This is a genomic window from Reyranella sp. (assembly GCF_965249915.1).
Lineage (GTDB): Bacteria > Pseudomonadota > Alphaproteobacteria > Reyranellales > Reyranellaceae > Reyranella.
Window position 1 is genome coordinate 4,166,349 of sequence record NZ_OZ252257.1, and the last position, 12,108, is coordinate 4,178,456.

9 protein-coding genes are annotated in these 12,108 nt (G+C 66.1%); 1 reads left to right on the forward strand and 8 read right to left on the reverse strand.

From position 1 onward, the window contains the following. Positions 1–469: 469 nt before the first annotated feature. The 7 genes from ACP15H_RS20700 to ACP15H_RS20730 all read right to left on the reverse strand — a co-directional run bounded on the left by ACP15H_RS20700 (position 470) and on the right by ACP15H_RS20730 (position 8,642). Positions 470–2,230: a PHA/PHB synthase family protein gene (locus ACP15H_RS20700; protein WP_425068028.1), complete on the reverse strand. Its 1,761-nt coding sequence runs from the start codon at positions 2,228–2,230 to the stop codon at positions 470–472. A gap of 201 nt (positions 2,231–2,431) precedes the next feature. Then, entirely contained in the window at positions 2,432–3,634 is a 1,203-nt protein-coding gene (locus ACP15H_RS20705) for a CaiB/BaiF CoA transferase family protein (RefSeq protein WP_425068029.1), read from the reverse strand. Between the two features lie 144 nt (positions 3,635–3,778). Next, a complete protein-coding gene (locus ACP15H_RS20710) occupies positions 3,779–4,624 on the reverse strand; it encodes a TauD/TfdA dioxygenase family protein (protein ID WP_425068030.1) in 846 nt (281 codons plus the stop codon). 161 nt (positions 4,625–4,785) lie between these two features. After that, entirely contained in the window at positions 4,786–5,946 is a 1,161-nt protein-coding gene (ssuD, locus tag ACP15H_RS20715) for an FMNH2-dependent alkanesulfonate monooxygenase (protein WP_425068031.1), read from the reverse strand. 2 nt (positions 5,947–5,948) lie between these two features. Continuing rightward, entirely contained in the window at positions 5,949–6,803 is an 855-nt protein-coding gene (locus ACP15H_RS20720) for an ATP-binding cassette domain-containing protein (protein ID WP_425068032.1), read from the reverse strand. Position 6,804: 1 nt separating this feature from the next. Beyond that, complete coding sequence (gene ssuC, locus ACP15H_RS20725; protein ID WP_425069941.1) at positions 6,805–7,587, reverse strand: aliphatic sulfonate ABC transporter permease SsuC; 783 nt, start codon at positions 7,585–7,587, stop codon at positions 6,805–6,807. A 92-nt stretch (positions 7,588–7,679) separates the two neighbouring features. After that, positions 7,680–8,642 (reverse strand): sulfonate ABC transporter substrate-binding protein, encoded by a 963-nt coding sequence (locus ACP15H_RS20730; RefSeq protein WP_425068033.1) that lies wholly within the window; start codon positions 8,640–8,642, stop codon positions 7,680–7,682. 494 nt (positions 8,643–9,136) lie between these two features. Here ACP15H_RS20730 and ACP15H_RS20735 point away from each other — a divergent pair, with 494 nt between their 5' ends. After that, positions 9,137–10,855 (forward strand): dihydroxy-acid dehydratase, encoded by a 1,719-nt coding sequence (locus tag ACP15H_RS20735; RefSeq protein WP_425068034.1) that lies wholly within the window; start codon positions 9,137–9,139, stop codon positions 10,853–10,855. Positions 10,856–10,953: 98 nt separating this feature from the next. On the opposite strand, the gene rutA is transcribed toward ACP15H_RS20735, so the two are convergent. Further along, entirely contained in the window at positions 10,954–12,033 is a 1,080-nt protein-coding gene (rutA, locus tag ACP15H_RS20740; protein ID WP_425068035.1) for a pyrimidine utilization protein A, read from the reverse strand. Between the last annotated feature and the right edge of the window lie 75 nt (positions 12,034–12,108).

Consider the following 12,108-nt stretch of genomic DNA (forward strand, 5'->3'; position numbering starts at 1 on the left):
GGCTTTGATCTGGAGCAAGGTCGCTCGACCGACAGTTGGGCAAACTCGAATAATCATTCGAGGAACTTGCCCATGCAGCCGTCGGCTACCTTGCTTGAATATCTGACGATCGCGGACATCGCGGTCTTCCTGGGCACGCCGCTTTGCCTCCTGGCCATCGTCTTCGTGCAGCAGCTCCTCGCTGGCAGGACGACGCCCCCGTTCGGTGGCTCCTACCCGCGACGGCCGGCACAGCCTTCCCTCCTGAAAGGGCCGGAGGCGTGGTCGAAACCCCATCCCAGGCGTCCTGCTCCCGGAAAATGAGCATTCCATGAGGTCTCGCTCTGGTTACTCGCGATACCTCGTTCCGACCGCAATCGTGATCCTGGTCGTCATCGGGACGCTCTTCATCTTCTACGTCGCGCTCCTTGGTACACGCATGGACTGAGACGGCAACGGCATGAGCGCCGTCGCGCTTCGTCCGGCTCGATCACTCCTGCAAGACATAGGTGCCCGGTGCATCGCAGAGCGCCGCCAGTCCAGCGGCGGGATTGCCCATTGGGGGCGGCGACACCGTGCCCTCCGAATGAGACGCGAGCCAGGCCGCGAGCGTGGGCCACCAGGAGCCGTCCCGCTTCGGCGCGATCGCCAGCCAGGTCTCGGGATCGACATAGCGATCCTCCGCCTTCTTGGTCATGACCTGATGATGCCGACCGGCGCGATCCGGTTCCGACACGATACCGGCATTGTGCCCGCCGTTGGTCAGCACATACGTCACCTCGGTATCCGCCAGCAGGTGGATCTTGTAGGTCGATCTCCAGGGCGCCACGTGATCCCATGACGTTCCGACGGCGAAGATCGGAACGCGGACGTCGGTCAGCGCAACCGGCCGGCCCTCGACCAGATACCTTCCTTCCGCGAGGTCGTTGGCGAGGAACAGGCCGCGCAGATACTCCGAATGCATCCGATAGGGCAGACGCGTCGCATCCGCGTTCCACGCCATGAGATCGCTCATCGGCTCGCGGGTCCCCATGAGGTAGCGATGCAGGACCACGGACCAGATGAGGTCGTTCGACCGCAGCATCTGGAAAGCGCCGGCCATCTGCTTGGCGTCCAGAAATCCCTGCTCCCACATCATGTCCTCGAGGAAGGCGATCTGGCTCTCGTCGATGAACAGCATGAGTTCGCCGGCTTCGGTGAAATCGGTCTGCGCCGCCAGCAACGTCATCGTCTTGAGACGCAGGTCGCCGTCCCGTGCCATCGCCGAAGCGGCAATCGACAGCAATGTGCCGCCCAGGCAATAGCCCATGGCGTGCACCTTGCGCTCGGGGACGATGGCGGCAATGGCATCGAGCGCCGCCATCACCCCCAGGCGACGATAGTCGTCCAGGCCCAGATCGCGGTCGTCGGTGACGGGGTTCTTCCACGAGATCATGAACACGGTGAAACCCTGCGCCGTCAGGTATCTCACCAGCGAATTCTGCGCCGACAGGTCGAGAATGTAGTACTTCATGATCCATGCCGGCACGATCAGCACCGGCTCGGCGTGGACCTGCGCGGTCACCGGTTCGTACTGCAGCAACTCGATCAGCCGATTGCGGAAGACCACCTTGCCCGCGGTCGCCGCGACGTTGCCGCCCACCACATAGGCTTCGCTCCCCGCCGGCCTCTTGCCGCTGATGGCCCTTTGCCAGTCTTCGAACAGATGCTGCATCCCGACGAGGAGGTTCTGGCCGCCGGTTTCGAAGGTGCGCTGCTGGAGTTCGGGGTTCGTCGGCAGAAAGTTCGAGGGTGCGAAGACGTCCAGGATCTGACGGCAGCCGAACCGGGCGATCTCCTCGTGATGGCGCGTGACGCCGCGAACGTCGGACGTCGCGGCGTGCCACCATTGCTGCTGCAGCAGGAAGCCCTGATAGAAGATGTTGAAGGGCAGATGCTGCCAGACCTCCCCGGCAAACCGGCGGTCCTGGGGAAGCGGTTCGATCGCGGGTGCGGCCTTGCCGGGATGCACCATTTGCTGCGAGGCGAAGTCGGCAAGGCGCATCGTTTTACGTGCCATCTTGTCGAGCAGCTGCAGGCGCTTGCCGGGAGCGGCCATCAGATGGACAAGCCAGTCGAGATAGGCCGCCGCAACCGCCGCCGGCGAGAGCCCCAGCGTAAATCGCGCCAACGCCGCATGCAGGGCGCGATCGGTAATGTCCGACAGCGCCGTGACGACATAGGAGTCGTGCGCGGCGGTCGAGGAAACCATGGACGAACCCTTGTCCGGCACCATCGGTCGATCCTTCCATGGGCATGCGGAATCGTCGCCGGATGACGCATGGCGGCCAATGGGGCAGCCCGCCGCGAACCGGCGATCACGGCCGCGCCACTCTGCCTGAATGAGCGTCGGAGACCTTGACCCAGGTCAAGAAAGGCGCGGCTTCACCCCATGGCGGTAACCGCCCGCGCCTTATGCAGGCGCGGACTCGCCGATCGCCTTGGCGCTGAGCAGGGCGTCGATGTCGGCCTCGCTGTAGCCGACTTCGGCGAGAATCTCGCGCGTATGCTCGCCCAGCCGGGGCGGCAGGCGACGGATCGCGGCCGGGCTTTCGGAAAAGCGCGCCGGCGGGCGTGCCTGCTGGATCGTCCCTTCCGTCGGATGCTCCAACTTCTGGAACAGCCCGACGGCCTTGAGATGCGGCTGCTCGCCGACTTCCGTCATCTTGGCGAACGAGGCATGGGGCACGTCGATCTTGAGCAGCAACTCTTCCCATTCAGCGGTGGTCCGCTCAAGTGCGATCTCCTTCATCCGCGCGTAGATCGCGTCGATGTTGGCCGCCCGCTTGATCGGGTCGCGAACCGCGAACTCCTCGATGCATTCGGGACGGCCGACCGTTTCGAAGAAAGTGCACCAGTTGTCGCCGGAATAAGGGAGCATCGTGAGCCAGCCGTCCCTGGTCTTGACCGGCTTGCGTTCCTTGACGCGCTTGTAGCCTGCGGGCCCGATCGGCGGGACGAAGGCGTGGCCACCCAGCATCTCGATGCTGTTGAACGCCGCCACCGTCTCCAGCATCGGGACTTCGACGAGCTGGCCCTTGCCGGTACGCTCCCGGTAGACGAGCGCGGCCGCCACGGCGCCGGCGAGCGCAAGCCCGCAGAGCTTGTCGCCGACGAGGCTGGGCACGAAGGCAGGCTCGTCGTCGGTCCCGATGGAAGAGGCAAGACCGGAGGCCGCCTGGACGATCTCGTCGAATGCCGGCCGCTTGGCCCAAGGGCCATCCTGGCCGAAGCCGGTCGCGGCCGCATAGATGATCTTCGGATTAAGCGCCTTGCAGGCCTCGTAGCCGAAGCCGAGCCGTTCCAGCGCGGCGGGCCGGATATTCGTCACCAGCGCGTCGGCCTGCGCCACGAGGCGACGAAGCACTTCCGCACCGCCGGGCGATTTCAGATCGATTGCCACGCTGCGCTTGTTGCGGTTGGCGGCCATGAACTGCCCGCTCATGCCCCTGTTGCGGAACTGGCCGGTATAGCGCCATTGATCGCCGGTAAGGCCCTCGACTTTGATGAGTTCGGCGCCCCAGTCGCCCAGCGTCTGAGCACCAAAGGGGCCGAAGAGCACGGTCGTCAGGTCCAGAATGCGTAGGCCGGCGAGCGGCCCGGTAGCCTCGGTCATTGCAAATCCCGCGAATGGTGGGTTCGACATCTCAGATAGACAAGGGCGCGCCACAGCGAAAGCGCGGCCAGCCGATCATCGAAATGCACTGCGCGCAGAGGTCTCTTTGCCGCATCGGACCGAGGTGAGAACGATCACACCCGTTCAGACGGGATTCGTCGGCCCCGAGGTCAGGCGCCGCATATGGCGGCGCATGCCGTGATAGTCGTTGATGGCATTGTGCATCGTTCGCCGGTTGTCCCAGATCGTGAGCGTGCCGGGCTTCCAGTGGACGCGGCAGGTGAACTCCGGCCGAGTCGCATGAGCCTGCAGCCAGTCGATCATCGGCTTGCTCTCTTCCGGCGTCATGCCCTCGAAGGCGACGGTGTGGCCGATGCTGCAATAGAGCGCCTTCTGGCCTGTCTCCTCGATGGTGCGCACGATCGGATGCACCGCCTCATAGGAATCGGCGTCCTCGGTTCCGGTGATTTTCATGCCGCCGACCACCGCGTGATGCGCCTTGCGACCGCCGAGGTGCTTCAGACCGGCACTGTTCACGCCCTTGAGCGTGCCCAGCATCACCTTCAGGCGGTCCGAAAGACTCTCGTAGGCCGCGACCATGTCGCAATAGAGCGTGTCGCCGCCCCGCTCCGGCGTCTCCAGCGCGTAGAGCAGGGTCGCGAGCGGCGGGGTCCTCATATAGGTCGTGTCGGAATGCCAACCGCCGCCGAAATTGCGCGTCTCGGACGGCTCCTTGACGATGTCGAACAGGAACGGGAAATCGTCCATGCCCTTCACGAAAGGATAGTGGTTCGGTTCGCCGAAGCGTGCGCCCACATCCATCAGGTCCTGCGGCGACAGATCCTGGTCGCGGATCGCGATCACCTTGTGGTCGAGGAACGCCTGGTGGACCTGCGCCCAGTCGTGATTGTCCATGGTGCGCAGGTCGACACCCGTCACCTCGGCTCCGAGGGAGCCGGCGATCGGTGTCACGGTGATGCTGCTCGCCATTCGATCGCTCCGGGGTTCGCGCCTTGGACCGGGCGATTAGAGACCCGGTGGCACGCGAGGGCAATCGTCGGTTCACTCACGAGGGCGGATCCGGCCGCAAATGCGCCTGCCACAATGCCCGCGGCGGATCGCCGCCCGCGGAGGGACACGACCTCCTCTGCTCAGGCGGCGCGGGGCCGAGGCGCTTCGGCCGGGCGGAGGCCAGCCACGCCGGTGCCGGAAGTCGCCTGCTCGAACGGCGCGCGCCGTGGACCCGTGGTTTCCGCGAGGTCGAGCAGCGGGAACACGAGCTCCGCGAAGCGATACGCTTCTTCGAGATGCGGATAGCCGGACAGGATGAAGGTATCGATGCCCAGTGCCTGGTATTCGGCGATCCGGGCCGCGACGGTCGGCGGATCACCGACCAGGGCGGTGCCCGCACCGCCGCGCACGAGACCGACGCCCGCCCAGAGGTTGGGACTGATCTCAAGCCGGTCACGCCGGCCACCATGCAGCGCCGCCATGCGCTGCTGGCCGACCGACTCCATGCGGGCGAAGTTCTGCTGGGCCGCCGCGATGGTGGCATCGTCGAGATGCTCGATGAGACGGTCCGCGGCGCGCCACGCCTCCTCGCTGGTTTCGCGCACGATCACATGCAGCCGGATACCGAAACTCAGTCGCCGACCGTGGCGCGCGGCCGAAACGGCGGCGATCGACAGCTTCTCGGCTACCTGCGCCGGGGGTTCGCCCCAGGTCAGGTACTTGTCGACATACTCGCCCGCCACCTCGATGCCGGCACTCGAAGAGCCACCGAAGTAGATGGCGGGACCGGCCGCCTGGTGCGGCGGAAACACCAGCCGGGCGCCTTCGACATGCAGATGGCGTCCCTGTTCGCTCACCTCCTGCCCGGCAAGCAGCCGGCGATAGATGGACAGGAAATCGCGCGTCACGGCATAGCGCGCGTCATGATCGAGGAACACGCCATCGGCGCGCGACTCCGCCGGATCACCGCCCGTCACGACGTTGATCAGGAGTCGGCCGTTCGACAGGCGATCGAGCGTCGCGGTCATCCGCGCGGCCAGCGTCGGCGAGAGCAGACCCGGCCGCACGGCCACGAGATAGCGCAGCCGCTCGGTCAACGGCGCAAGCGCCGAGGCCACCAGCCAGGAATCCTCGCACGTCCGCCCCGTGGGCAGCAGCACGCCGAAATAGCCGAGATCGTCGGCAGCCTGGGCGATCTGACGGAGATAGGCGAGCTCGACCGGCCGCGCGCCGATCGAACTGCCGAGGTATCGCCCGTCGCCATGCGTCGGCAGGAACCAGAGGATATTGGCACCGGACATATCTATGTGGCCTCCCGTTGGCGGACATATCCGCCATCGCTGAACAGATGGCGCAGAATCTTCTCTTCCAGCGCCGCAACCTCGGGCGTTCCCCGGCGCCGCGGACGCGGCAGGTCGACGTCGATCTCCAGCTTGATGAGTCCGTCCTCGATCAGGATGACACGGTCGCCCAGGACGATTGCCTCGGTGACATCGTGCGTGACGAGCACGGCGGTGAATCCCTGCTCGCGCCAGACCCGCTCGACCAGCGCCTGCATGTCGATGCGCGTCAAAGCGTCGAGCGCCCCCAGCGGCTCGTCGAGAGCGAGAAAGTGCGGGCTGCTCGCCAGCGCCCGCGCCAACGCCACCCGCTGCTTCTGGCCGCCCGACAGCACCGACGGCCAGTCACCGGCCCTCGCCTCGAGGCCGACGGCCGCCAGCTTCGCCAGCGCGCGCTCTTTCGCGCCCGGCTCGCCGCGGAGTTCGCCCAGCCCGACCTCGACGTTGCCGAGCACGCGCGCCCACGGCAGCAACCGTGGCTCCTGGAACATCAGCCTGCCGACATGCGGCGTACGATCCGCCGGCACACCGTCGAACAGCACATCGCCCGAGGTCGGCCGGTCGAGCCCCGCGAGAATGCGCAACAGAGTGCTCTTGCCGCAGCCGCTCTTGCCGATGACGCTCAGGAACTGGCCCGGGGGTACGTGCAGGTCGATGCCGTGAAGGACACTGTTGTCGCCGAAGGCCTTGGTCAGTCCACGGATCGTGAGGCCGACGCCGCCCGTCGGCAGATCGGGCGTTCTGGCGGGCGCTTCCGGCTCCTCGACCAGCGGAAGCCCCTCGTCGAGCAGGGCACGCACGAGAATGTCGTCGACCATGTCAAACTCCCTTGCGATGGACCTGGAAGGCGGGATGCCACTGCAGCGTCGTGCGCTCGAGAAAGCGTGCGGTGCTGTCGGCCAACTTGCCGAGCAGCGCATAGAGGAGGATCGAGAGGACGACGACATCGAGCTGCATGAACTCGCGGGCGTTCATCGCCATGTAGCCAATGCCGGAATTGGCCGCGATCGTCTCGGCAACGATCAGGGTGAGCCACATGATGCCCAAGGCGTAACGCAGCCCGACGAAGATCGACGGCAGCGCCCCCGGCAGGATGACCCGCCTGAACAGATCCCAGTTCGACATGCCGTAAGACCGGCCCATCTCGACGAGCTGCGCATCGGCCGTGCGGATGCCGTGATAGGTATTGATGTAGATCGGGAAGAAGACGCCCAGCGCCACGAGGAAGACGCGGGCGCTGTCCTCGATGCCGAACCACAGGATGACCAGCGGCACCATTGCGAGGTTCGGGATGTTCCGGATCATCTGGAACGTCGTGTCGGTCAACTTCTCGCCGATCCGGGACACGCCGTTCAGCAGACCGAACGCGAAGGCGAGGCTGCCGCCGATCAGGAAGCCGATCGCTGCCCGCTTGGCGCTCACGAGGATATGCCCCGGCAGCTCTCCGCTCAGAGTCAGTCGCCAGGCGGCATCGACGACCTCGCTGGGCGCGGAGATGACATTGGCCGGCAGGACGTCGAACTGCGACAGGATCTGCCACACCAGCAGGATCAGCACCGGCACGATCCAGGCGGCCGCATCGCTGAGCAGGAAGCGCTTCAGGGTGGTGCCGGGGCGGCGCGGTCGGCCGGCCGCCTCCGTTCGCGCCAAGGCGACGGAGGGGTTCGGCGGACGGAGCGTGATCTGGGCGTCGCTCACGTGCGGACCTCCCACTTCCAGACGATGTCACGCACCGCGACCTTGTTCGGGATCAGGCCCAGCCGGTGGAACCGGTCGGCCACCCGCTGTTGCTCCTCGATCACGTCCTCGTTCAGGGGAGCGACCCGATAGTCGGTACGATCGACCGCGCGCAGCCACGAGGCGACATCGATGCCGGTCGCTTCGGCCAGGACCTTCGCCACGGCGGGCCGATTGGCCTCCGCCCACAACGCGACCTTGGCCAGTTCCTCGTTCACCGCCGCGATGACTTCGGGATTGTTCTTCGTGTAGTCGGCATTGCCGAGGAAGAAGGCGTTCTGCTTGGCGATGCCGCGCGCCGTGGCGAGAATGCGGACGCCCGCACGCTTCTCGGCGACCGCGAAATACGGATCCCAGATCGTCCAGGCATCGAGCGCGCCGCTGTCGAAGGCCGTGCGCGCATCGGCCGGCGGCAACTGCACCGGTGTGATGTCGCTCCAGGACAGACCCGCCTTCTCCACGGCCGCGATCGTGAGATTGTGGGCACTGGAGGCGCGCGCGAAGCCCACGCGTTTGCCCTTGAGATCGGCCAGGGTCTGCAGGGTCGAGCCCGGCGGAACGAGGATGGCCGCCCCCGAGCCTGCGGCTTCCACGGCCGCCACATAGACAAGCTTCGCCTTCGCCGCCTGCGCGAAGATCGGTGGCGTGTCGCCCACCGTGCCGTAGTCGATGCTGCCGACGTTCATCGCTTCGAGCAGCGGCGGCCCAAACGAGAACTCGACCCATTTGACTTCGACTCCGAACGGCTTGAGCCGCTTCTCCAGAACGCCCTGCTGCTTGGCGATCAGCAGCGTGCCGCTGCGCTGATAGCCGAAGCGCAACTCCTTCGCCTTGGCGGACTTGGGCGCCTCCTGGCCGAGAGCCGAGCCCGCGACGAGCGATGCCGGCACGGCGGCAAGCAGGTGTCTTCTGTTGATCATGGATGTCTCCTGTTGTGGTGAGCAGCGGTCCGGGCACGGCAGGACAGCTCTCGAAGAGCGCCGGCCTCGACCGCGATCGTCAGTTGATTGTTGGAAGCAGCTCGCGCCGCCGGTCTCAGCCGCTACAACAGCACCGTGAGCGGGCTCGTGACGGGCGCGGGGAATGACGAAGGATGTGCATTGCCTCTGGTCTCCGTAGCGGAGAGCCGCAGGGGGAAGCGCGGCTCTCCACCGTTGGCCGTTGCGCCGACCCGGCCTCGAAAGCCTCGCCAGCCACTATGCCAACTTGAAACGCAGGCCGACGGGACGCAATGAAACGTGTCCGTCGATTTGAAGGGGATCGGGAGACCGATGTTCCTTTCGCCGCCCCTATCGCAGCACGGAGCCTTCGCTTCGACCATCGGCATCGGAATTCGCCGCTGTTTTCGCTGGCCGCAGGGAAACGGGCGTGGAAAATGGCTCGCGCCCGAAAACCTCCTTCCCGCGGGAACGACATGAAAAAAGACAGCAGCACCTACTGGAAGAAATCCCGCGTCGAGCTTCGGGCCGCCGGCTTCGAGCCCGATCATGTGGCGCAGACGAGTGCCGTGGTCACGATCGCCAGCGCCTATACCAACGCCCATCGCTGCAACAACCGGGTGCGCACCATCAGCGATCTGCTGGTCGAACTGCTGGCCGAGCGCGGTGGAAACGGACTGATCGTCGGGGCCCCGGCCGTGTCCGATGCGCTGACGCAAGGCACGCCGACGGCCGGCTACAGCCTGGTGTCGCGCGACGTCGTGGCCGACTGTTTCGAGATCGGCCACTACGCCCATCACGGCGACGCGATGATCGTGATCTCGGGCTGCGACAAGACCGGCGCCGCCGCCCTCATGCCGCTGGCCCGCACCAACGCTTTCGGCCTGGTGCTCTATCCCGGCACCAGCTCGCCCGGCCGCGTCTCGTTCGGCGCCTGGGCCTCGAAAGGCAACAATCTTACCATCATGGACTATGTCGAGGGCCGCGCTGCCAACGAGGCCGGCCGCATCTCCGGTGAGGAACTGCTCGAACTCGAAAGCAACGTCATGCCGGGCAGCGGCACCTGCGGGGCGATGTTCACCGCCAACACGATGAGCACCATCGCCGAGGCGATCGGCATGATGCTGCCGCGCGGCGCCTCGCATCCGGCGGACTACAAGGCCGGCAGCGGCATCCATGCCGACGTGCGGGCGCAGGCCAAGGCGTCTGTCGACGCGCTTTATCATCTGATGACAGCCGGCATCCGCCCGCGCGACATCATGACGGAGAAGGCCTTCGAGAATGCCATCGCGACGGTCTATGCGATGGGCGGATCGACCAACATGTACCTGCACCTGCTCGCCATCGCGCGCGAGGCGCAGGTGCCGATCACCATCGAGCGCATCCAGCAGGTCGGCGAACGCATGCCGCTGATCTGCAATCTGCAGCCGCACGGGCCGTATGCGATGGTGAGCCTGCACGAGATCGGCGGCGTGCCCGTCGTGATGAAGGAGCTGCTGCGCAACGGCTTCCTCCATGGCGACGTCATGACCGTGACGGGCAAGACGCTGGCGGAAAACCTGGAATCGGTGCCGACGCTCGAGGAGATCGGCAAGCAGGACATCGTGCTCCCCGTGTCCAGGCCGGCGGCGCCCGCGAACAACCATATCAGCGTGCTGAAGGGAAACATCGCGCCGGAGAGCTGCCTGCTGAAGCTCAGCGGCAAGACTTTGGAGAAGGGCGAGTTCCGGGGCACCGCGCGCGTCTTCGAATCGGAGGCCGACACGATGAAGGCCATTCGCGCCGGCGAGATCGTTCCCGGCAATGTCGTGGTGGTGCGCAATGTCGGTCCGGTGGGCGGGCCTGGCATGCCCGAAATGGTGATGCTCACCATCCAGCTCCAGGGACGCGGGCTCGGCGAGGACGTGGCGCTGATCACCGACGGCCGCTTCTCGGGCGTCAGCCACGGCATCCTGATCGGCCACATCTCGCCGGAAGCGGCGCGCGGCGGCCCGATCGCGGCGGTGCGCGACGGCGACACGATCGTCATCGACCCGGGTGCCCGCACCCTGAACCTCGAAATCTCCGACGAGGAGCTCGCCCGCCGCATGGCCGACTGGCGCCCGCCCGCCGCGGCCGACCGTCCGCGCCCCGGCTCCGTGCACGACAAGTACACGAAGCTGGTGTCGTCGGCGCACTACGGGTGCGTGGTCTAGTCAAGGGAGCGCGCACTCCAATTGCGCCCATCGCCTGCTCATCGACGAAATTCGAGCGCAACGGGAGTTGCGCGCTCCGATGAGGTGCCTGACCGGCGTTACGCCGCCACTGAAAGCCTGGCGCGGCTCTTCATCAGCGGCTGGATGCGCTGGCCGAACTGTTCGATGCCGATGATGAAGTCGTCGAAGGTCAGCATCACACCGGCCAGCCCGTCGATCTCGGCCATCTCGTCGAGAAGGCGGGCGACCGTGGCGTAGGAGCCGATCAGGCGCGAGCCGTTGTTGGGCAGCGGCTCGCGGCGGCGGATGCGACCGGCTGTCGAGTTCTCGGCGGCGAACTTGTCAGAGGCGGCCTGGTCGGAGCGCCAGCCAATGGCGTCGAGGTCGACGCCCGCCTTGTAGTGCTCCCACTTGGCCATTGCGGCTTCGTCGGTTTCGTCGGCGATGATCATGGTCAGCGCCAGCGCCTTCACGTCGCGGCCCGCCGCGGCACAGGCGGCCTTGAGGCGGCCGACCGCTTCGGCGCAGTCGCGCGGATCGTTGGCCTCGCCCTGGCCGCTGCAGAAATTATAGGTGCAGTGCTCGGCCGCGAACTTCATGCCCGCGTCGCTGGTGCCGGCCGAGATCAGCCTGATCGGGCGCGACGGCAGCGGCGAGAGCCGGCAGTCGTTCATGGTGAAGTAGCTGCCCTTGAAGTCGGATTGGCCGGTCTCCCAGAGCTCCTTCATGACCGTCACGTACTCGGTGACCATGTCGTAGCGATGCTTGAAATGCTCCTCGCCCGGCCACAGGCCCATCTGGTCGTATTCGGCCTTCTGCCAGCCGGTGACGAGGTTCACGCCGAAGCGGCCCTTCGAGATGCTGTCGATCGTCACCGCCATGCGCGCGGTGATGGCCGGCGGCAGGGTGAGCACCGCGACCGTGGCAATGAGGTCGATGCGCGTCGTCACCGCGGCGAGGCCCGCCATCAGGGTGAAGGATTCGAGATTGTCGTCCCAATGGCGCGACTTGCCGCCGAACCCGCGCAGCTTGATCATCGACATGGCGAAGTCGAACCCGTAGCGCTCGGCGCGCTGCACGACCTCGCGGTTAAGGTCGAAGCTCGGCGTGTATTGCGGCGAGGTCGACGAGATCAGCCAGCCATTGTTGCCGATCGGAATGAAGACGCCGATTTCCATCCTGCACCTGCCTTTGATCCCGGACAGGCAGCAAGCGGCATGCCATCCACGCGCATCCCGGAATCGCACGGAAAG

What these genes read in the sequence shown, in the direction of transcription:
- ACP15H_RS20700 (WP_425068028.1), bottom strand. Translation starts at nt 2,230, where the DNA reads ATGGTTTCCTCGACCGCCGCGCACGACTCCTATGTCGTCACGGCGCTG.
- ACP15H_RS20705 (WP_425068029.1), bottom strand. Translation starts at nt 3,634, where the DNA reads ATGACCGAGGCTACCGGGCCGCTCGCCGGCCTACGCATTCTGGACCTG.
- ACP15H_RS20710 (WP_425068030.1), bottom strand. Translation starts at nt 4,624, where the DNA reads ATGGCGAGCAGCATCACCGTGACACCGATCGCCGGCTCCCTCGGAGCC.
- ssuD (WP_425068031.1), bottom strand. Translation starts at nt 5,946, where the DNA reads ATGTCCGGTGCCAATATCCTCTGGTTCCTGCCGACGCATGGCGACGGG.
- ACP15H_RS20720 (WP_425068032.1), bottom strand. Translation starts at nt 6,803, where the DNA reads ATGGTCGACGACATTCTCGTGCGTGCCCTGCTCGACGAGGGGCTTCCG.
- ACP15H_RS20730 (WP_425068033.1), bottom strand. Translation starts at nt 8,642, where the DNA reads ATGATCAACAGAAGACACCTGCTTGCCGCCGTGCCGGCATCGCTCGTC.
- ACP15H_RS20735 (WP_425068034.1), top strand. Translation starts at nt 9,137, where the DNA reads ATGAAAAAAGACAGCAGCACCTACTGGAAGAAATCCCGCGTCGAGCTT.
- rutA (WP_425068035.1), bottom strand. Translation starts at nt 12,033, where the DNA reads ATGGAAATCGGCGTCTTCATTCCGATCGGCAACAATGGCTGGCTGATC.